The organism is Mucilaginibacter paludis DSM 18603 (assembly GCF_000166195.2).
GTDB lineage: Bacteria > Bacteroidota > Bacteroidia > Sphingobacteriales > Sphingobacteriaceae > Mucilaginibacter > Mucilaginibacter paludis.
Genome location: NZ_CM001403.1, coordinates 4,213,845 through 4,236,173 on the forward strand (window position 1 = coordinate 4,213,845; position 22,329 = coordinate 4,236,173).

Below are 22,329 nucleotides of genomic sequence, written 5' to 3' on the forward strand. Positions count from 1 at the left end.
TTATCTAACCGAATTATAATAATTTATTGTTTTTTTTATAGCTTCACTTAAAGCTATAGTTTGAACTTTTCCAAATGTGTTATTAAATTTGCTATTATCTCCTTCGATGAGCATGGATTGATCTTTTCTATAAGGCAGTACTCCAAAGTTAAGTTTGCTTTTATTGCCACTAAATTGACTGATAAGGTCAACAATATTTTTTAGAGGAACTGCCTTACTCGAACATATATTATAAATTCCTGATTCAGAGTTTTCACTTGTGAAAATTCTGAGAATCATCGCAGCAAAGTCGTCAATATAAAGATAATCATATTGTTGCTCGCAATAGGTTAAATTGCAATCAAGTTCATTTAAATGGTTCATAATTATAGTGGGAATAAACCATTTGTTATCTTCTTTTGGGCCGAAAACAGAAAATACTCTCAGCCAATACCAATTAATATGATTTTGCTCACAAAACGTTTTAACAATTTGCTGACTTGTTAACTTACATATAGCATAAGCACTGTTTGCCGCTACCTCATCTGTCTCTGCAACTCTTTTTTTAATATTACCGTATTCCGCCTGTGAACCCAAAAGTATAAATTTTTTGGGCTTAGTTTTTTTTACTATTTGTAATAATGTTCGCAAAAACTCGAAGTTTTGTAATTGTAAATTCCAATCCTCTCTGTCTTGGGATGTTACACCATTCCAGGCCGAATGTAATATTATGTCCGGTTGAAAGTCGATAACACGTTGTGTAAATGTACTTTCTTCAGTATCAATCCATGTAACAGCGGTGTTGAAATCTTTACATCGCCATAGGTTTGTTTGTGTTCGCCTTGAAGCTAGTATTTTAAAATCCCCCTCAATAAGTTTAGCAATTATAGCTGAGCCTAAAAAGCCGGCTCCTCCGGTGATAAATACTTTGGTATCACTCATTGATGAAATCTCTTATTTGATTTTCAGTGAAATTAATTATATCGGGTTGGTTACTGAAATATTGTTTGTACCATTGTATGGTGTTAGAAATAGCTTTATGAGCATTGAGTTTTGGTGTCCAGCCTAATTCGCTTAAAGCTTTACTAATATCTAATTTTAGCAAGCCGGCTTCATGTGGTTGGTCATTGGTCTGATTAACAAAATATTCACCACTACCCCAAAAATTTAATGCAATATCTGCCATTTGATTTACAGGTAATGCATCATCAAAATGAGGTCCAAAATTATATGCTTGACCAAATTGATTTGGCTCCTTATATAGCTTTGCTCCAAGTAATAAATATCCTGATAGTGGTTCCAATACGTGCTGCCACGGTCTTATTGCCAATGGATTTCTTATTTCTATTTTTTTATTCTTTGATAACGCTCTAACAATGTCTGGAATTAACCTGTCTTTTGCCCAGTCACCACCGCCAATAACATTTCCCGCTCGTCCTACCGCTATAGCTTTTTGATGTTCACTAAATTGCTTAGTGTTAAAAAAAGAATTTCTGTAAGAGTCGATAATCAATTCAGTACAGGCTTTACTCGCACTGTAAGGATCATAACCACCAAGTTTATCAGTTTCTCTGTATGGGTATACCCATTCGTTGTTATGATAAACTTTATCTGTAGTAATTAAAACAGCATAGCATGGTTTAGTTAATAGCCTAATGCCATCTAAAATATTGGCGGTTCCTATAGCGTTTACCTCAAATGTTTCTGCCGGTATCTGATACGAAAGCCTCACCAAAGGTTGTGCGGCTAAGTGAAATATAAAATCTGGTTGAAATTCAATAATTGCGGTTGTAAGTGTAGTTCTATCGCGTACATCAGCAATTACGGAATTACATAGGTTATCACCATTTAATAAATAATAAAGATCAAAATTGTTTTCTGGAGCCAAGGCATAACCTTTAACTTCGGCACCAAGCATCGAGAATATTTTTAACAACCAAGACCCTTTAAAACCAGTGTGCCCAGTTAGAAAAATCCTTTTTCCATTATAAACAGATTTTAATTGTGTCCACATATCAATTACCATTTTTTCCAGCGTGCGTTGCCTGAAGCCCACTCCTCTTCCAATTCATGCTTATCACGCAAGGTATCCATCGGTTTCCAAAATCCGTGATGCTTATAGGCTTGCATCTGGTGTTCTGATGCAATTTGCTCCAAAGGTTCTCTTTCCCAAATAGTGGAATCTCCTGATTCTATATAGTTAAAGATTTCAGGCTGGCATACAAAAAAACCACCATTTATCCAAGCGCCATCACCCTTCGGCTTTTCAGTAAATGAACTAACCTCATCATTTTTACTTAAGTTTAATGCCCCAAACTTACCTGATGGTTGTATAGCAGTAACCGTCAATAATTTTTTATTATCCTGATGATATTTAACTAATTCTCTAATATCGACATCGGAAACGCCATCGCCATAGGTTAATAAAAAAGGTTCATTATTTGTATGTGCCTGTATTCTCTTTATTCTTCCACCTGTCATAGAGTTAATGCCGGTATCGACTAATGTGATTTTCCAAGGCTCAGCTTGAGAGTCATGTACCTCAACTGAATTGTTCCTTAAATCTATGGTGACATCTGATTTATGAAGAAAATAGTTAGAGAAAAACTCTTTAATAATATAGCCTTTGTATCCTAAACAAACCACAAACTCGTTAAAGCCATGTGCCGAATAAATTTTCATAATATGCCATAATATCGGCATACCGCCTATTTCAACCATAGGTTTTGGTTTTAAAACAGTTTCTTCTGACAGGCGAGTTCCTAATCCACCCGCTAATAATACAACCTTCATAAATATATATTAATCAATCTTAAACTTGACGTCCTCCGTGTAAGGGTAGCTGCAACATAAAAGGTATTCATCATCATTCAGCCCCTTTCTTGAGATATCACCAATCGTTTTTACCTTGCCTGAAAATAGTTTTGCTTTACAAAGAGTGCACGCACCTGTCTGACACGAATACAACAAATCTAACTGCAAATCTAAGCCCGCTTCAAGAATACTTTTTCCTTTTACAACTTCAACATTAAATTGTTTTTCGTTTTTTACTAATTTGACTACTTGTGTATGTATATCTTTCAATTCGTCCTCACTCACAATATGTTCAAAATCTTCAGTAAATATATGAGTTGATGACAAACCATGTGATTTGATAGTCATGCTGACAGTTTCCTTTAAGCCTTTTGGACCACAAACATAGTGAGTGGTTTGCAAAAAATCGGGTGATTTTTTTATGATTTGGATAATTTGTTCAGCATTAAGTCTTCCATACCAACTATTCTCATTAACTTCTTTTGTATAGAACAGGTTTAAAAAAAAACTGTTCGGATAATCATGGTTAAGGGCTAATAATTGATCATAGAAAATAGTTTGCTCTTTGTTTGGATTACAATAAGATAACGTTACTGTTCCGATATTGTTTTTCAAGGCATATTTCAATATTGACATTAATGGCGTTATCCCACTACCTGCCCCCCATAAATAAATATCACTTCGGGAGTGATCTTTTGGAGCAACAAAATTCCCCATTGGTTCAATAACTTCAACCATGGTTCCTTCTTTGAACGTATCAATAATATGGTTTGAAACTATGCCATGATTTACACGTTTTACTGTAATGTTGAGTGTATTATCAATGCCTGGTGCTGAGGACAATGAGTATGGCCTTTTATATTTTCTATTATTAATTGTAACAATTAACGTAATATATTGACCTGGGACGTATGTTATTTTTTTTAAAGCGGGTTGCTTAAAACAGATGGTGGAGGCGTCCTGAGTTTCTTTAATTATAGCAACAACTTTTAGCGTGTAGCTTAACATACGCTTATGACATTATAGTTTTAAATAACCTTTTGACAAGTAATACTAATACTGTAAGAAAAGATAATGTGATTCCGCCTATTAAAAGTCCTTTAAGCTTACCAGATTTCTCTTTTTCTAGCGGCAAAATCGGCCTGTCAATCACCTGTATCAATGGTGTTTCCTTTCTTAGCGATACCTTAGATACTTCTAAATTCTTCACTAATTCCGTCAATATTGCCTGATTTGCCTGCACGTCCACCTGCCGGTGTTGAGAAGGTGTGCGCAATATTTGACGCCCTGGGTTAGCATTTGGAGTTGCATCAATAGATGAAGCCACCCCATAAATGGCAGCATTCAACTCACGCCGGACAGAATCTGTTTGATGCTGCAAAATTGAAACATTTTGTACAGATTTTTTAGTTTTTGTAGCTATATAAAAATCTGACACCGTTTTTGCAAGGATTTCGACAAAGTATTTTGAGAATAACTCGTTCTCGGAGTTTACCGCGATATTAACGATACTTAATTTTTTATCTGTTTTGGCTACTGACAAGTTACTTTTAGTGATAGCATTATAAAATGTGCCCAACACACTATCTTGTTGCAGAGAAAATTCTGCGCGATTAGCCCCCGGTGTAAATTGTATCTTTTTTAATTCAGGCTTATTTTCCCAGCCTTTCCTTAATTTATTAAAAGATATATATAATTCGGCCAAAGTTTCATCCTTACCTTTGATATTTACTGGGGTTAAAAGCGTTTTCTCAACCATTGACCGAGACTTCATTAATTCCAGTAAATTATCACCAGAAAATGCGCCACCGCCGCTACCACCCAAATCAAAACCAAACTGACTCGCTAACCCAGCCGCGCCACCAAGGCCACCCGCTTTGTCATCTTCCAAGGCAAAACTTAACTCAGCTTTATAAATTGGTTTTTTAAAATAGGCATAAGTAAAGCCCAATGCCCCGCCAATAATGCCTGCTATTAAAATTGTTACCCATTTAGATAGCAGATATCGCCACCATTCTTGGAATTTCAGAATCAACTCTTTTAAAGATATCTCGTCGTCTTTGGTGTTTTTTGTTTCTTGAATATTTACGGGCTTGTCCAAGGGGATTATATATAATGCGTGTCCTACTTCTTTAATGTATTTACTTGAAGTTATAAAATAACTCGCTGTAACTTTCGGCTATTATCGTTCGTTCAATAGTAAATGTTTGCAAATGTATAGTTTTTTTAAATGATGTATCTAATTTTAATATTAAGCTTAAAGCAACAAACTTCCTTTAAACTTGGGAAGATATTAACCCTTAAATGCTCTATTTGTTTTGATTTTTTTTCATTACATGATGGCACCAGATTTGCAGGATAAATTTTCATTACTCATCTTTGTGTTTTTACTGATGCCTATGCTCTATATTCTGTTTCTGATTATTTTAATAGGCGCTGAATTAGCGTACTTTCGTATTGCCGATCTTTATAACATTATCGATAAGCCCAATCATCGTAGTTCACATCAGGAAATAACGATCAGGGGAGGAGGGGTGATATTTCCGCTGTCGGTGATTTTGTGGTTCCCTTTCTTTGGCTTTCAATATCCTTTGGTCGTATTAGGTTTGGTTTTAATCACCTCAATTAGCTTTGTTGACGACTTAAAAGACATATCCAGAAGTATACGCCTGTTGTTTCATTTGATAGCCGTATCGCTTGCTTTTTATTCGCTAAATATTTTTGCTCTTCACTGGTACATCGTTATAGCTTCATACATTATGGTTGTGGGTATCATCAATGCTTACAACTTTATGGATGGCATTAATGGCATTACAGGCATTTATAGCCTTGTATTGTTTGCCACCCTATGGTGGATTAACCAATATCAGGTTCAATTTGTAAACCCCGGGTTGATAGTAACCTTAATTATAAGTGTACTTATTTTTAACTTTTTTAATTTTAGGAAACGAGCCAAATGTTTTGCAGGTGATGTGGGTAGTGTGTCATTAGCATTTGTTGTTGTTTTTTTATTGTTTAAATTGATATTACAAACCGACCAGCTCCTTTACATTTTGCTGCTGGCTGTTTATGGTATTGATGCTGTGTTCACTATCGCAATCAGGTTAGGCCTCGGCGAAAACATATTTCAGGCACATCGCCTACATTTATACCAGTTGTTGGCTAATGAGCAAAAACTCGATCACCGGGTTGTTTCTTTCGGATATGGAGTTGTGCAGTTATTAGTTAATGTATTGGTAATTTACAGCATTATTGGCGGGTCCCTTTCATTGGGCTTAAAGGGTTTGCTGCTATTGGCTGTTGCTTATGTGGGCATCAGGATGGTTATTATTCGCCGTGTTAAAGCGATAAATGCTGCCTGATGAACGGCAACACTATCTCTACTTCCTCTTCCCCCTCTTGCTAATCACCCAGATCAACAGTCCGATTATAATAAAAACCGAATAGATCCCCATACGGAAACCCAGCCGGAAGACAGATCCTACTATCGAAAAACAGCTGTTTAAAGTTACAGCCGTTACAAGCAGGCCTAAGTAATGGATTTTTTTCATCAGAGCGTGAAATTAAAAATTTAGGCCGATATTGTGATACTTAAATATCGGCTGCTATGTATACATACGTTAAATAGCGAGTGTTGTGTAACTATTACATGATAATTTTGTTAAAACTCAATCTAACTTACCACATAACCGGCGATGTGTAGTATTTTTATTGTTGATGTTATAGGGGCTAACCTTTTATGCGGACAATTATTGTAAGCTTATTGGTGTTATGTATGAGCTATGGAGCCATGGCACAGGGCTATGCCGTGGAAGGTAAGGTAACCGATGTACATGGTTTACCACTGGCCTTTGTGCCCGTGTATGTTAAAGGGACAACCAATGGTACTATTGCTAACGAGGTTGGTGTTTATAAACTCAGGCTTCAGCCCGGAACGTACACCGTGGTATTTAGGGTGATAGGGTATGAGCAGCAAACGGAGCAGGTGGTAATTGTTGATCAGAACGTAAAGCTCAATATGAAGCTCGAGCCCGAAAGCTACACGCTCGAATCGTATCTGCCTCAAGATACGGAGGTGGATAGCACCTATATCATCATGCAGAAGGTGATTGCAAAGCGCAAATTTTATTTAAACCAGGTGAAGGAATATTCGTGTCAGGTTTATTTAAAGGCAGACCAGAAATTACTCAATGCGCCACAAACGTTTTTAAAGGAGGATGTTGCTAAGGTATTGAACCTCGACCCTAACCGGCGGGGAATTATCAGTTTATTCGAATCGGTATCGCAGTTTAACGTGCGTAAGCCGGGTAAGGTGAAAGAGGTAATGCTCGGCCTGAAGGCGGCCGGCGGCGAAAATCCATTCGGCTTTAACAGGGCTACCGACTTGCAGGTTAATCTATACGAAAATCTGTTGTCGTGGGGAGGGATGAGTATGCGGAGCTATGTATCGCCTATTGCTGATAACGCGCTACGTTTTTACCACTACAGGCTGCTACAGCGTTTTACGGATGACGATAAAACGATAGATGTAATTGAGGTAAAACCAAGGCACGAAAACGAACATGTTTTTCATGGGGTGATTTATGTTATTGAAAACGATTGGCGGCTTTACAGCGCCGATTTGCATCTGTACAAAAGGGCACATATTGATTTTGTTGATACCCTTAACATTCGCGAACAATACATCCCCGTAAGGGATAGTATCTGGATGCCATTATCATTAAATTTTAGTTTTACGGGTAAAATTCTTGGGTTTAAATATGTAGGCTATTTTTTAGGGGTAGTCAATAATTACAACATTGAGCCCGATTTTAAGCCGGGATACTTTAACGGAGAGGTATTTGAAGTTGGAAAAAACATCAATAAAAAAGATTCGGTTTTCTGGAACAACTACAGGGCTGTGCCCTTACTGGACGACGAAAAGCGATATTATCATTTGTTTGAGGCTGCCGAAAAAAAGAATAACGCGAACCACGCCCGGGATTCTGTAAAAAGTAATAATAATAAATTCAGGCTGATCCCTTACGTGCTTAAAAATTACAAATATCACGATCCTTTTAAAAAGATAACCATATCGGTTCCATCGCCAACCAAGGTGGTTTTTTATAACACGGTAGAAGGTGCGAGTGTGGATATTAAGCCACAATTTTTTAAGGAGTACGACCGGAATAAAACTTTAACCGTTGAGCCCGAGGCGCGTTATGGTAGTTCTAATAAAATATTCACGTTTAATACCTATGTTAACTATCGTTATAACCCGCTGAAGCAGGGTGCAGTATATGGTAGTTTCGGATCTGATTTTTTGGATTTAAATAACTCCGGTACGCTTAGCTTATTCCTCAACTCGTTGAGCACCTTATTTACAGGCAATAACTATTTAAAGCTTTACAAGGCAGAGTTTGCTTCAGCCGGTACGCAGGGCGAAATTTGCAATGGCATTTTACTCAACGGCCAGATAGAGTATGCACAACGCGAAACAGTGATCAATACCACGTTATTTGCTATTGGTAAAGATAGTACGCAGCTAACCTCTAACGATCCGCGAAACCCGCACCCTAACCCCTTAGATCCAAACAGCAATGTGCCCCTTTTTCCTAACCATGTTGCGCTCTCTATCCGCGGTTCGGCTACGATAACCTTTAATCAGCAGTATACCATCAACCCCGATGGTAAATTTATCGAGCCTACCAAATACCCCAGATTGCGTGTCAATTACCGTAAAGGCATCCCGCGTTTTGGTTCGGTTGTAGATTATGATTTTTTATCGGCCGATTTTTTTCAGGATCAACTTAAATGCGGCATTTACGGTTATGCTTCTTATTTTATATCGGCAGGAAAGTTTTTTAACAGTAAAAATTTGTATTATCCCGACTATAAGCAGTTTCGCGGGGGGCAGAGTTTCTTCTTCGACTCAAGTTTAGGCAGCTTTCACTTTTTGGACTACTATACCTACAGCACTGATAAAAGATACTTTGAGGCTCACTATGAGCATAACTTCGCGGGTTTCTTTTTGGGGAAATTACCTTACATCAGGAGCCTGAATATTGAAGAAATAATAGGAGGATCATTTTTAACCCAGGAGCTATTGCCGGGTTATAAAGAGTACTATGTGGGATTAAAACGAAGTATAGTAAGATTAGATTACGGTTTTTCTTATGGGCGCAACCTGCCGGTTTTGCAGGGCTTCAGGTTTACCTACAATTTCTAAGGCTTAAGAATTTCGTGTCCAACAACTGTTGACCTCACATTAAAATTGATTGCTGCTCAGTCAAGATAAAACGCCGACTTAACTCAATACTCCGGAACTCAGTACTTTCCACTAAATAGTCACACTTTTACTTCTTTTCCTTGTTGGCGTCCTCGTCCTTACCTTCGCTACCTTCTTTAAAATGGCGGATACTTTGGCCAAGTCCGCGGGCAAATTCGGGTATCTTTCTTCCTCCAAATAAAAAAAGCGCTATAACAGCGATGATTATCATATCTGGTCCACTTAAAAACAAAAGCGTTGCATTGATCATTTTTTCTGAGATTTACAATTAATTGACTAAGTTACGAAATTTAATTAACTCGGGTTTTTATTTGGAGCGATGAAATTAAAAAGCCCCGGTAGGTAGCAAAATCTACCTTAACAGGCATACCATCTTTTGTAATCATGGCTGTGCTTTTAAGCTATAAAAAGTATCTTCGCACACCTGTTTGTTTCGTTATCGGTAATCGCTTTTTTATTTTAGCATTTGTTAAGGCCTGGGTGATTACATAAATACCGGAAACTAATCCCATACAGGGTATGTCGACGATGTTATTTACAGCTATAGGTTGGTTGGGCGTGGTTTTATGCACTGTTGGTTACCTATTGTTGAGTATGAAGTGGATCAGGGCCGAATCCTTGATTTTTCAGATACTCAACATTGTTGGCGGTCTTTGCTTAGCAGCCACAGCCGTTAACTCTCAAGATATACCCAATGCTGCGGCAAATCTACTCTGGATGTTTATTGGAATATATGCCTTGGGCAGGCACCTGCAGAAACGCTAATTCGGATATTTCTAAAATTTCATAGGCTTTTTGTTTATAATAATTAAGCCGTTCGGTATAGGCCTCTATATCGTTTTCCAGGGAAAGATAAAAATAGGCTCCATCCACCAATACAAAAATAAAATCGGCTGCCGTTTGCGGAGACTTAACCGAAGTTAGCCCCTTTTCATTGCATTGCTCAATAATAGCAGCTAAACCATGCCGTAACGAATCAAGGATGATCTTGTATTTCACCTTAATTTTTTCTTCGCGGAAAGCAAGAGCATAAAAAGTATAAAAAAGCCCATCATCAAAAAGCAGGTTCCATTCTTTCGAAAATAACATTTCGATAGTGTGCCGAAGGTTGGCTAAGGTTGCCTGTTCCTTGTCTTTAATGGTAAAAATCAATAAATAGCTTTCCAGTATATGGTCAATTAGTGCGTAGGTGAGGTCTTCTTTAGTTTCAAAATAATGTAAAATCAAACTGGGGTTAATATCCATCACCTTCGCAATTTTGGCTATGGATGTGTTTTCATAGCCTTCCTTTTTGGCCACTTCATAAAACATCTTAATGATCTCCTGTTGCCTTACTTCTTTAAGACTTTTCCGCCCCATTTTTTATTTATTTTTTCCGCAAACTACCAAAAAGAAAATTGTATTATCAAATTATTAATAAATTGATTGATTGTTCAATCAATTTATTAATTCTCCCTTAACCTCGCCTTAATATCAGTTAGACAATTTAGTTGGCGGTTAAAAACAACCATCGTTTATTAAAAAAACTACCAACACATGAAAAAAAAGCTACTTAAGTTTTTCCTGCTCTTGTTTATTTCAACGAGCGGCTTTGCCCAGGGAATCACCGTAACAGGGGTGGTGACTGACGCAAAAACGAGGGAGGTAATTCCCGGTGCAAACATTAATGTAAAGGGTACAAATGTACGCATGGCCACCAACAGCAAGGGCGCGTATACCCTCAGTGACCTTAAGCCAGACGCCGTGCTGGTTTTCTCTTTTATGGGCTATAAGCCGGTAACAACCCCGCTGAACGGGAGGACAAAGGTTGACATATCCTTGTCTGAAGATTATGCTAACCTGGACGAAGTTGTGGTAGTTGGGTTTGGTACCAAGAAAAAGATCAATATTGCAGGCGCGATAGATCAGATTTCCGGAAAAGAACTGGAATCAAGGCCGGTAACTAACGTAATGCAGGCTTTGCAGGGGTTGAGCCCCGGTTTAAATATCACCTATCCCGGTGGTTCGCCAGGTACGGTACCAACCATCAATATCAGAGGCTATACATCGATAAACGGCGGCTCACCACTGATTGTGATAGACGGTATCCCGGCAACAAGCAACGATGATATGCTCCGGTTAACACCTACTGATATTACATCGTTTACCGTTTTGCGCGATGCGGCTTCGGCCGCCATTTATGGTGCACGGGCAGCATTTGGTGTAATCCTGATCACAACCAAACAGGGTATTGCAGGCAGTAATGTAATTAGCTATAATGCCTTCAGCTCATGGGCTAAACCAACACTGCTGCCTAAACCGGTAACCGACCCTTACATTTTCTCGCGGGTGCTGGAAACTTCTACAGATAATACTCCCTGGGATTATGTTAATTATTCTGATGAGTATTACCGCTGGGCGAAAGAAAGATCGGATAACCCGTCAATTGCCGATACCCGCTTAAATCCGTCGGACCCTACAAAATGGCAGTACATGGGCAGTAACGATTGGTATAAATACTTTTTTAATAACGCCAGCCTGTCTAAAAGCCATACCTTATCATTCTCCGGTGGGGCTGTAGTCAATAACAAACCTCTTACTTATTATCTTTCGGCCGATTATGCCAAAGATAATGGCTTAAACAAACTAACGGATGATTATTGGAGCCGGTACGGACTACGGTCTAAAGTAGGTTTTTCGCCTGTTTCATGGCTTAAGCTTGATAATAACCTGAATATTTATCAAACCGGCCGCGCGCTGCCAAACTCAAATATTACCGACCTGTACTACCTGATGCCCACCGACGTAGCCACCAATCCTGATGGCACCTGGGCCAATACATCAGCCGGCCGGCTCGCCGCTAAGCTGGTAGATGGAGGAAAGAGCAAGCAAGACATGTTCGGCTTTCAGAATATCACCAGCGCCACCGCTTTGTTTTTAAATGGCGATCTGCAGATCAACGGTGATGCATCATTTAAAAGGGAGTTGTGGAAAACACACACCGATACAAAAAAATACAAAATTGGCTACGGGCCCAATGATATCCGTGAGGAAGGTGGTACCGGGTCTGTAACTGAAAACAATGGTTATCTGTATAACAACGCATTTAACGTTTATTCAACCTACAAAAAAACACTTGGCGATCATTTTTTCAGCGCCATGGTTGGTTTCAATAGCGAAGATTACAGCTACTCCACGGTAAATGCCAGTAAAGATGTGCTTATCTCTTCTTCGTTACCTTATTTATCGCTTACCAGTGGTACGGCTACCGCGAGCGGCGGATATTCGGCTTATGCAACAAACAGTGTTTTTTCGAGGCTTAACTACACTTATAAAGGCAAGTATATCTTGGAGGGAACAGGCAGGTATGATGGTTCATCCCGTTTTCCGGTATCAAGGAGGTGGGGCTTTTTCCCATCGGCTTCAGCAGCCTGGATTGTAAGCGCAGAAGATTTTTTCAAGCCGCTGGCGCCAACGGTGTCAACATTTAAACTGAGATCTTCTTATGGCGACCTGGGCAACCAGAACGTGGGCGATTTTGGCTATATCCAGTCGCTGTCCACCGGAACATCCGGTTACCTGATAGGAGGTACCGGCCAAAACCAGGTTATTACAGGCGCTCCCGGCCTCGGTGTAGATCCGCAAACTTATACCTGGGAAAGGGTATCAACCCGCAACTTTGGAACCGATATAGGCTTGTTTAACGATAAACTCTCTTTCACATTTGATTACTATATACGGGATACCAAGGGTATGCTAACCGGCGGACAGGAACTGCCTGCAGTGTTGGGCACCGGCGTGCCAAACCAAAACGCCGCCGACCTGCGCACTAAAGGCTGGGAATTATCGGTATCGTATCGGGACAGGTTCAATCTCGGGTCTAAACCATTCAGCTTTGACGCTAAAATATTTATAGCCGACTCAAGGACCAAGATCACCAAGTTTAAAAACGACCAGATGTTGTTCTCCAATTACCGTGAAGGGCAGGAGATTGGAGAAATATGGGGCTTGGAAAACGATGGACTATTTCGCAGCAAATCAGAAATTGCCGCTCTTAACGAATCGGCCATTGTTCCATGGGGCGCTTTAGCTATTGTAGAAGGATGGCCCAAATACAAGGACCTGGACGGAAATGGCAAGATAGAACGGGGCTTAAGTTCCAAAGATCCTAAAGATTTAAAAATAATAGGAAACAGCGCCGACCACTATACCGTTGGGGCCAATATCAATATGGACTGGCGTGGGATCGACATGGCCGTATTTCTTCAAGGAGTTTTAAAGCGCGATTTTTATCCGCATAATTACTTGTTCTGGGGGCCATATCAGCAGCCTTATGCCAACGTATACCCATGGAACCTGAACTATTACCGTGGCACGGCCGATTCGCCCGAACAAAGGGCCAAGCACTCGGCATCCTATATAGCCGCCGGCCTTGCCGATGCCAATACCAATTCAGAGTACCCGGTATTGCAGTCGTGGCTTGCCGATGCCAATTATGGCAGCGGGCTCGATATTCCGCAAACCAAATACCTGTTGAACGGTGCCTATCTGCGTATCAAAAACGTATCAGTTGGTTATACCATTCCGGGCAAGTGGATCAAAAAAATCGGTTTGAGCCGCCTGCGTTTTTATGCAACCGGCGAAAATTTGTATGAGTTTTCGGCTATTAAAAAATACATCGATCCTGAAGCTGTTAACCAGGGGGCAAGTGCCTGGGCATATCCTTTTCAACGCCGGTACGCTTTTGGTGTAAACCTCGACTTTTAACCACATGATGTTTCATCGCATATCAAATCACAGTCAAATGAAAAAGTATCTATATATATTATTTATAGCGGCGGTAAGTACATTGGCGGCCTGTAAAAAGGGCGGGCTCGATCGTTTCCCCCAAACCTCTATTTCCCCCGATCTTTTTTTTAATACGGAAGAAGACTTGGCATTGTATGTAAACGGTTTGTTATCCCAGCCCGACCGTAGTACTTACCTTAACGACCAAAGCAGCGATAACGTAGCTACTACGGCATCGGTTGAAGTGAAAAATATTATGGCCGGAAACGCCAACGCGCAAAACATCACTGCAGGGTGGACCTGGACAAGGTTGCGCAACATCAATTACTTTTTGCAAAGCTATCAAAAAGCAAACGTTACCCAGGCTGTTAAAAACCATTATGCCGGTTTGGCCAGGTACTACCGGGCAGACTTTTACCTGGATAAAATAAAACGTTTTTCTGATGTGCCCTGGTATTCGGGTACGCTTAATCCCGGAGACCAGGATTTGTATAAAGCCCGCGATCCGCGCAAGCTCATTGCCGACAGTATTATGGCCGATCTGGATTTTGCTTACAAAAACGTACGTGAAACCGTACCGACAGGTACGCCCGGTAAATGGGCGGTAGCAACCTTATATGCCCGCGCTGCGCTGTATGAAGGTACTTACCGTAAATATCATGACGAATTGGGTTTAAAGGAATCCGCAAACACTTTTCTGCAAACAGCGGCCAGGGTTGCCGGGGAGATTATGGCCAGCACAAAATTCAATATTTACAACACCGGCCATCCCGACCAGGACTATGCCGCCTTATTTTCGAGCCAGGACCTTACCAGCAACAGCGAAGTTATACTGGATAACATTTTTGATTTAAGTAAAGGCAAGGGCCAAAACGTTAACTCAACAGTGTTTGGAGATTATGAGCAGGCCCCCGCTAAAGATTTGATATTAACCTACCTGATGAATGACGGGAGCCGTTTTACTGACATAGCCAACTACGCGCAAATGGGCTTTGTTGACGAATTTAAAAACCGCGATCCGCGCCTGTCGCAAACTATGGTTTATCCAGGTTGGGTACGAGTGCCCGATGCTACGCCTTACATTCAGCGGTTAAATAAAAACTTTACAGGCTACCACCAATTAAAGGGATATGTAAACAGTACAGATAACAATATTTTAAACGGTGTTGATTTCCCGGTATACCGCTATGCCGAAGTATTGCTCACTTATGCAGAAGCCCTTGCCGAACTGGGCTCTTTAACACAGTCGCAATTAGATCAATCACTTAACTTACTGCGAAGAAGAGTCGGTTTGCCCGATCTTAACCTGGCCGTAGCCAATAGTAATCCCGACCCGGCTTTACAGCTGCAATATCCTAACGTAAGCTCCAATGTGGGCGTCATCCTGGAGATCAGGCGTGAACGCAGGGTGGAGTTTGCCTTCGAGAATATGAGATATGACGACTTGATGCGCTGGAAAGTGGGCAAACTGCTTGCCAAAAGCCCGGAAGGCATGTACTTTAAAGGCTTAGGTAAATACGACCTTACCGGAGATGGTGTGGATGACATTATTTTGATTGACAGGGCGGCAACCATCCCGGCGGAGGATCAGAAAGAGAGTAATTCCCTTGGAGTAAAGTTGGTTTACTACCGTGCCGGAACTATTGGCACCGATGCCACCGTTTACCTGAAAAACGGTAATAACGGCGGTAATATTGTAACAGAAAATATAGTGAGGAATTTTGAAGAACCTAAGTTTTATTACCGCCCTATACCGCAGCAGCAAATTGTATTAAACCCTAACTTGAAACAAATTTTTGGCTGGTAAAACACATGGATATCAAACGAAGAACCTTATTAAAGGCCGCGGGTTTAGCCGCGGGTATGGCAGCTACAGGCGCCATACCCGCCCTGGCCTTAGCACCCGAGGAGAACGAACGGAAAAACCGGAAACCTGTACTTACCGTGGCGCATATTACGGATGTACACATCAGGCCTGGCGATAACGCTCCCGAAAGATTTAAAAGTTGTTTGAAGCACATCGTCAGCCAACACAAGCCCGATTTCTTTTTAAACGGCGGCGATTCTATTAACGATGCTTCTTACGATAATGTGGTACGAGATGACGTTACCCGGCAATGGGCCATTTGGGATGATTGCCTGCAATTGTTAAATAAGTACGAGGTACATAGCTGCATTGGCAACCACGACCCCTGGTGGAAAGCTCCCGCAAAAACCGATGAAATGTACGGGAAAGATTATGTAGTAAAACGGCTTAAAATACCGGGCTGTTATTACAGCTTTTCAAAAAACAACTGGCATTTTATTGTCCTTGATGGTAATAACAGCAATATTTCGCTGGATGCTGAACAGTATAGCTGGTTGCAGCAGGAGCTTGAAAAGCTGCCTTCGCACACGCCTGTCCTGTTGATGTCGCACTATCCTATCCTGGGTACCACGCAGGTGCTGGTAGGAGGTGGGCATTCGGATTGTAAGAAACTTAAAGACCTGTTTTATAAACACAAGGATAAAGTAAGGATCTGCTTAAGCGGCCATAACCATTTATCAGATCATACCGTGTACAACGATGTGCTGTACTGCTGTAACGGCGCCATGAGCGGTTTCTGGTGGGGTAAAGGCGATACAGAATCAGCAGGGCCGGGGTATTACTTAGAAACCCCTCCCGGATATGCTATCCTGAAGCTTTACGCGGACGGAACCGTGGAAAACGAATATTTCCCGCATACATTTTAATTCAAATTTAAAACAACAACAATGTTTAAAACAATAATTTGCTTCGTAGCCTGTCTGTTTTTATCAATCGCTGGATATGCCCAGCAAAGGCAAAAAAAGGTGGTTTATATAATAGCTGATGGCATCCCGGCCGATGTGATGGAGCGTGCGGATATCCCCAATTTTAACAAAATTATCAAAGCCGGATCATACTCGCGGATGCATGTGGGCGGTGATAAGGGCACCTATAACGAAACGCCAACCATATCGGCAGTAGGTTATAACAGTTTATTAACCGGTACCTGGGTAAATAAACACAACGTGCCCGATAATAGCATCACTGCGCCAAACTACAACTACCGGCATATTTTTGAGATCTTCAAAAACCAGTACCCTGACAAGAAGACGGCTATTTTTTCCAGCTGGACAGATAACCGTACTAAACTATTGGGTGATGGCTTGCCCGCTACCGGTAATTTTAAGCCCGACTACGCTTTTGATGGCTATGAGCTGGATACTGTTCGCTTTAAGCATGATAAAAAATCTGATTATATGCACCTGATTGACGAAGAGGTTGTTAAGCAGGCCGCCAATACCATACAAACCAGCGCGCCGGATCTGTCGTGGATATATTTAGAGTATACAGATGATATGGGGCACCGCTATGGTGATAGCCCCGAATTTGATAAAGCAATTGATCTGCTGGATAAACAGGTGGGTAAGATCTGGGATGCCATCAATTACCGCCAGAAAAACTTTAAGGAGGACTGGCTAATTGTGATCACAACCGATCATGGCCGGGATGAAAAAACCGGCCGGGGCCACGGCGGGCAGTCCGAAAGGCAGCGGACTACCTGGATGGTGAGCAATTACAAAAACCTCAATACCTACGCGCAGTATTTTGACCTGGCCATTGTAGATATTATGCCCTCGATAGCCCGCTACCTGGATGTGAAGCTACCCGAAAGCGTTACACAGGAAATTGATGGTACGCCTTTTATTGGCCCGGTATCGGTAACCGCCCTTAAAGTTAACTATATACAGGATCATCTTGACCTGAGCTGGAAAGCTCTCGAAAAACAAGGCAAAGCCAAAATATGGCTGGCCACCACCAACGATTTTAAAACCGGCGGCAAAGATACTTACCATTTATTAGCAGAGGTTGACCTGAGCCAACAGCATTACTTTGGCGACCTGAAAAATTATCCTTCTGCATTTTATAAAATTATTATTGAAGCGCCAAGCAACACCCTTAATAAATGGGTCATGCTAAAGAAATAGTGCACAACCGTAATTTACTTTAATGGATAGGTTAATGTTTTAGGCCTTTCCGGCCCGATAATGAATAGTAGGACCGAAGGCCTTTAATTGGAAAAAGATTAAACGGATTAACGCACTTTGCAAATTCAAGCAAAAAGAAAAGATAGCTTGAGGGCTATCTTTTCCTTATTTAAGATTCCAGGTTAAATGTTGAGACTGATCGGCAACATAATAGTGGCTTACAGCAATTACCTGGAAAGCAAAGCCGAAAGTTATTTAATTAGAAGTATTACTGTCCGGAGTATAAGATCCGTCCTGGTTTTGATCACCATTTTGATCGGTATTTAACTCACCGTCTTTCCCAACAATTTTGTAGGCAACTGAGCCATCATCGTTGGTAACCGGTTGATAGTATACCCCGTTTAGTTCATAGTATTGCTGGCCGTCAATGGTAATGCTCTTGGCATCCTCTGGTAATTGTGGCACTACTGCACCCATTGGTGGAGCTACTACAGTATAAGAGCTACCGCCATCGTCATATTGCTGATAAAACAGGCCATTGTTATAATAAAACTGGTCGTCACCATAAAAGAAGGGGTAGTAGCCATAAGGCAATACATTAATTCTTAAACCTATGCGTGGAGCATAAAACCTGTTGTAATAACCGCCACCATAATAATGATGGAAGCCGCCACGGTATCCACCGCGGTAATAGCCACCATGGTTATAACCCCTTGATACTCCCGCATAGGCACGTTGCTGGCTCCTGTAATTTGAACCCGGGTTAGCATAAGACCTCGAGCCGCCATTGGCTTGCGGTACCGCATTTGCTCTTGGGCCGCTATTTGCATTTCCTTGAACTGAAGGCCTTTGTCCACCTGAAAAAGAGCCCCGGTTTCCGCCAAAAGAACCGCCGCTATGGAAACCGCCGCCACCGCTATGGAAGCCTCCGCCACCCCCGCCATGGAACCCTCCTCCGCCGCCACCGCGAGAGCCTCCACCCCGCTGGGCGTAAGTTAACGAGTGTATTGAAAGAGAGAAAATAACTGTTAATAAAACGGATGTTAAATATTTTAATGTAGTTTTCATGATTTTGATTGATTAGTTCCAGTTGTTTTAAACTGTTTGTTTAGAATAATAGACTGATAAATTGCGATAGGTTTAACCTGTTACAGAATAGTTACGATTAGCTGACATCCTGCTTACAATTACTAAAATTCTTTCGAATACCCCTCCATTTAGGTTTTAATGCGTTGTTTTAATATAGATAGTGTTATACAACGCCTTTATATATCTAAAGCAACAACATTATCATACAATTTATGTGCCAATGGCTAACCTGTCAGTAATCGGTAAATCATTTTTTACAAAAGGGGCATAAAAAAAGCCGCCTGTTTTGCAGGCGGCTTTTAGGTTTGTTTAAATTACGGATTTAAAAAATATACTTGGTACTTAAAAAATTCGAATCATGATTATTAACTATTTCGTTAAGCAGTTGCTTATTGGTTTCGTTAAGCTTGGTAGCCACCAATGAGCGGATAGAAAAGCTACGCAAGGCATCTACAACAGATAATGTACCTTCGGCGCTATCTTTGCGGCCGGTGAACGGAAACACATCAGGGCCGCGCTGGCATTGGCTGTTGATGTTTACACGGCTCACCAGGTTAACAAAAGGATCTATCAGGGCCGAAATTTCTTTCGCATCATTACTGAAGATACTAACCTGCTGGCCATGTACAGAATCAATCTGGTACTGGATAGGCTCTTCAATAGATTCATAAGGCACAACCGGGATGATGGGGCCAAACTGCTCTTCGCGATACAATTTCATTTGGCTGTTTACCGGATATACAATGGCCGGGAACACTAACGATGCAGCGGTAGCTCCACCATGATCGTTAATTACCTTACCCCCGTGAGCTTGGGCGTCTTCAATGCACTCTTTAAGGTATTCGGGTTTTTGTGGCTCTGCTAAAGGAGTAATGTTAACGCCTTTAAGCCAGGGCATCCCTAATTTTAGCTTGCTGATTTCCGCACTAAGCAATTCCAAAAATTCGTCAACGATGTCTTTATGTACAAAAGTGATCTTCAATGCGGTACACCTTTGTCCGTTAAAGGATAGCGAGCCCAAAACGATTTCGGTAACAGCCATTTGCAAATCAGCGCTTTTGGTTACAATAGCGGCATTTTTGGCATCTAAACTTAAAATGGCACGCAGGCGGTTAACCTTAGGGTGCATTTTTTTAAGTTCATTGGCCACCTTGCTCGAACCGATCAGCGTAAGTACATTAATTTTGCCCGATTGCATCAGTCCCGGTACGGTGTTGGCACCACGGCCATACACCGTATTCACTACACCTTTGGGGAAACAATCTCTAAAGGCTTCCAATAGCGGGTAATGTACTAAGGTACCATGCTTTGGTGGTTTAAACAGTATGGTGTTTCCCATAATCAGGGCGGGTATCAGGGTAGTGAAGGTTTCGTTCAATGGATAGTTGAATGGGCCCATACATAATACCACACCTAAAGGCGAGCGGCGCGATTGCGCAACAATGCCTTGCTCAATTTCAAAACGTGAGGATTGACGGTCAATGTCCTTTAAGGCATCAATTGTTAGATTGATGTACTCAACGGTGCGGTCAAATTCTTTGGTAGAATCAGCAATGGATTTGCCAATCTCCCACATAATTAACTTAATTACCTTATCGCGCTGTTCCAGCATTTTAAAGGTAAACTGTTCCACACAGGCAATGCGGTCGGCAACGCTCAGGGTTGGCCATTCGCCGCGGCCGTTATCATAGGCGGCGGTTGCAGCGTCAAGCGCTTCCATGGCTTCTTTTTCGGTACCTAAGGGATAACTTCCAATCAGCTTTCTTTTTAAACCGTCGGGTCCCGGGAAACATACCGGCGAATATACTTCGCTCACCGGCCCATCCCATTTTTTCATTTCGCCGTTGCTCAGATATTCCCTTTGGTGAACCTCCTCACCCAATTGAAATTCCTGCGGGATCTGGCTTTCCTCAATAAATAAGGATTTTAGTTGATCTTCAAAACTCATGTAATTGATTTCGTTATTTATTTTAATAATAAAGCGAGCCTGGTACCAGGCCCGCTTTTATCAATGGTTGCTGTTAAAGTAATTCTTCCGAGCTTATCGGGCTAAATTTAGGCACCAGGATCTTCATTACACTCCAGGCAATTACATAGGCCAGCGCGCAGGTGCAAAACATAATCAGATACGCTGTTTGCGGTGTTTCAATATAATGCTGGGTTAACCTACCCGCAAGTTGCTGGATAAGTACCCCGCCCAAACCACCGGCTGCACCGCCAATACCTGTAACGGAGCCTACAGCAATTTTAGGGAACATGTCGCTTACGGTAGTGAACAAATTAGCCGACCATGCCTGGTGAGCAGCGGCACCTAAACAGATAACCGCAATGGCAAGCAGCGATGCATTATCGCCAAATCTTGCTTTATCGCCAAAATATTGGGTTGACAGTAATGCCAGTGGTAAAACCGCAATGATCAGCATGGAACGCATACGCGCCTTATAGGCTTCCATACCCCGGTTCATAAACAACATGGGGATACGGCCACCGTATACACTGCCTAAAATGGCAATACCATATACTATAAATGTAGGCCAGCGTACATCGTGTGTGTTCATGCCGAATTGTTTTTTCAAATAATCGGGTAACCAGAACAACAGGAACCACCAAACACCATCCGTCATGAACTTGCCTACAAAAAAGGCCCAGGTTTGCGGATAACGTAATAATTTAAACCACGAAACTTTAGCCTTGTCTTCAAGTAACGAAACATCTTCAGAGGGAGCCACATGTACAACTACATCATCGCTATGTATGTAATCATATTCCTGCTTGGTAAGAAATTTATGTTTTGATGGAGCATCATACAGGATAAACCAGAAGATGAGCCATATAAACCCGATTGCCCCGGTTAAGATGAAAGCCATTTTCCAGCCTAATGCAGGCCCGAAATAAAGCATACACCAGGGCACAAATAAGGAAGCTACCATAGCCCCGATGTTTGAGCCGCTGTTGAATATACCAGTAGCCAAAGCTCTTTCTTTTTTGGGGAACCACTCGGCAACGGTTTTAATAGAGGCCGGAAAGTTACCTGCCTCGCCTATGCCGAACAAACTTCTTACAGCAATATTCAACGCTACGGTGCGACCGACAAAAGCATTTAAAATACCGAATGACGACCAGGTTATCAACGATAATGCCAGGCCCAGCTTGGTGCCTATCTTATCAATAACCCATCCGCTTATGATTGTTACAAAAGCATAAAAAAAGGTAAACCAGGATATCAGATTTCCGTAGTCAATGTTAGTCCAGCCAAATCCGCCCTGCTCAACGGGAGTACAAAAGTACTCCTTCAAATAACTAACCACCTGGCGGTCCATGTAGTTAATTGTAGTAGAAAAGAGAAGCAAGGCGGCAATGGTCCACCTGTATCTTCCCAATTTAGCTTCGGTCATAATTTTTACGATTTAGATATTGGT

At 41.4% G+C, this 22,329-nt stretch carries 17 protein-coding genes; 7 read left to right on the top strand and 10 right to left on the bottom strand.

What is annotated here, in order from left to right; translation table 11 throughout:
• From MUCPA_RS17890 to MUCPA_RS17910, 5 genes are read right to left on the bottom strand one after another with little or no spacing between them, the layout of a single operon-like run.
• Positions 1-921: an NAD-dependent epimerase/dehydratase family protein gene (locus tag MUCPA_RS17890; RefSeq protein WP_008508290.1), complete on the bottom strand. Its 921-nt coding sequence runs from the start codon at positions 919-921 to the stop codon at positions 1-3.
• Complete coding sequence (gene rfbG / locus MUCPA_RS17895; protein WP_063747537.1) at positions 914-1,993, bottom strand: CDP-glucose 4,6-dehydratase; 1,080 nt, start codon at positions 1,991-1,993, stop codon at positions 914-916. The genes MUCPA_RS17890 and rfbG overlap by 8 nt, the downstream gene beginning before the upstream one ends.
• A 5-nt stretch (positions 1,994-1,998) precedes the next feature.
• Positions 1,999-2,772 (bottom strand): glucose-1-phosphate cytidylyltransferase, encoded by a 774-nt coding sequence (gene rfbF / locus MUCPA_RS17900; protein WP_008508292.1) that lies wholly within the window; start codon positions 2,770-2,772, stop codon positions 1,999-2,001.
• Between the two features lie 9 nt (positions 2,773-2,781).
• On the bottom strand, positions 2,782-3,801 hold the full coding sequence (locus tag MUCPA_RS17905) for a flavin reductase family protein (protein WP_008508294.1): 1,020 nt from the start codon (positions 3,799-3,801) through the stop codon (positions 2,782-2,784).
• A 4-nt stretch (positions 3,802-3,805) separates the two neighbouring features.
• Positions 3,806-4,894 carry a Wzz/FepE/Etk N-terminal domain-containing protein gene (locus tag MUCPA_RS17910; RefSeq protein WP_008508295.1) on the bottom strand — a complete coding sequence of 363 codons (1,089 nt, stop codon included), beginning with the start codon at positions 4,892-4,894 and terminating at the stop codon, positions 3,806-3,808.
• A gap of 235 nt (positions 4,895-5,129) precedes the next feature.
• Here MUCPA_RS17910 and MUCPA_RS17915 point away from each other — a divergent pair, with 235 nt between their 5' ends.
• Positions 5,130-6,155, top strand: a complete 1,026-nt coding sequence (locus MUCPA_RS17915; protein WP_233276765.1) for an MraY family glycosyltransferase — start codon at positions 5,130-5,132, stop codon at positions 6,153-6,155.
• Positions 6,156-6,532: 377 nt separating this feature from the next.
• Positions 6,533-9,001, top strand: coding sequence for a DUF5686 and carboxypeptidase regulatory-like domain-containing protein (locus MUCPA_RS17920; RefSeq protein WP_008508299.1), 2,469 nt, complete (start codon positions 6,533-6,535; stop codon positions 8,999-9,001).
• A 127-nt stretch (positions 9,002-9,128) separates the two neighbouring features.
• On the opposite strand, the gene MUCPA_RS17925 is transcribed toward MUCPA_RS17920, so the two are convergent.
• Positions 9,129-9,311 (bottom strand): Sec-independent protein translocase subunit TatA/TatB, encoded by a 183-nt coding sequence (locus tag MUCPA_RS17925; protein WP_008508301.1) that lies wholly within the window; start codon positions 9,309-9,311, stop codon positions 9,129-9,131.
• Positions 9,312-9,655: 344 nt separating this feature from the next.
• Here MUCPA_RS17925 and MUCPA_RS39695 point away from each other — a divergent pair, with 344 nt between their 5' ends.
• Positions 9,656-9,826 (top strand): CBU_0592 family membrane protein, encoded by a 171-nt coding sequence (locus tag MUCPA_RS39695; protein WP_456237891.1) that lies wholly within the window; start codon positions 9,656-9,658, stop codon positions 9,824-9,826.
• Here MUCPA_RS39695 and MUCPA_RS17930 read toward each other — a convergent pair.
• Positions 9,770-10,420 (bottom strand): TetR family transcriptional regulator, encoded by a 651-nt coding sequence (locus MUCPA_RS17930; protein ID WP_008508305.1) that lies wholly within the window; start codon positions 10,418-10,420, stop codon positions 9,770-9,772. The genes MUCPA_RS39695 and MUCPA_RS17930 overlap by 57 nt on opposite strands.
• A 177-nt stretch (positions 10,421-10,597) precedes the next feature.
• Between MUCPA_RS17930 and MUCPA_RS17935 the strand changes: the two genes are divergently transcribed.
• The 4 genes from MUCPA_RS17935 to MUCPA_RS17950 are packed head-to-tail and all read left to right on the top strand — an operon-like array spanning position 10,598 to position 17,821.
• Positions 10,598-13,807 carry a SusC/RagA family TonB-linked outer membrane protein gene (locus MUCPA_RS17935; protein ID WP_008508306.1) on the top strand — a complete coding sequence of 1,070 codons (3,210 nt, stop codon included), beginning with the start codon at positions 10,598-10,600 and terminating at the stop codon, positions 13,805-13,807.
• A 37-nt stretch (positions 13,808-13,844) separates the two neighbouring features.
• Positions 13,845-15,635, top strand: a complete 1,791-nt coding sequence (locus MUCPA_RS17940; protein WP_008508307.1) for a RagB/SusD family nutrient uptake outer membrane protein — start codon at positions 13,845-13,847, stop codon at positions 15,633-15,635.
• A gap of 5 nt (positions 15,636-15,640) precedes the next feature.
• A complete protein-coding gene (locus MUCPA_RS17945; RefSeq protein WP_008508308.1) occupies positions 15,641-16,561 on the top strand; it encodes a metallophosphoesterase family protein in 921 nt (306 codons plus the stop codon).
• Positions 16,562-16,582: 21 nt separating this feature from the next.
• The gene (locus MUCPA_RS17950) at positions 16,583-17,821 is read left to right on the top strand and encodes an alkaline phosphatase family protein (protein WP_008508311.1); all 1,239 of its coding nucleotides are present in this window, start codon (positions 16,583-16,585) and stop codon (positions 17,819-17,821) included.
• 255 nt (positions 17,822-18,076) lie between these two features.
• Here MUCPA_RS17950 and MUCPA_RS37815 read toward each other — a convergent pair whose 3' ends face one another.
• From MUCPA_RS37815 to MUCPA_RS17970, 3 genes are all read right to left on the bottom strand, one after another.
• Positions 18,077-18,889 carry a DUF6515 family protein gene (locus MUCPA_RS37815; protein ID WP_008508313.1) on the bottom strand — a complete coding sequence of 271 codons (813 nt, stop codon included), beginning with the start codon at positions 18,887-18,889 and terminating at the stop codon, positions 18,077-18,079.
• 343 nt (positions 18,890-19,232) lie between these two features.
• Positions 19,233-20,858, bottom strand: a complete 1,626-nt coding sequence (locus MUCPA_RS17965; protein ID WP_008508315.1) for an NADP-dependent glyceraldehyde-3-phosphate dehydrogenase — start codon at positions 20,856-20,858, stop codon at positions 19,233-19,235.
• Between the two features lie 73 nt (positions 20,859-20,931).
• Positions 20,932-22,305, bottom strand: a complete 1,374-nt coding sequence (locus tag MUCPA_RS17970) for an MFS transporter (RefSeq protein WP_008508316.1) — start codon at positions 22,303-22,305, stop codon at positions 20,932-20,934.
• Between the last annotated feature and the right edge of the window lie 24 nt (positions 22,306-22,329).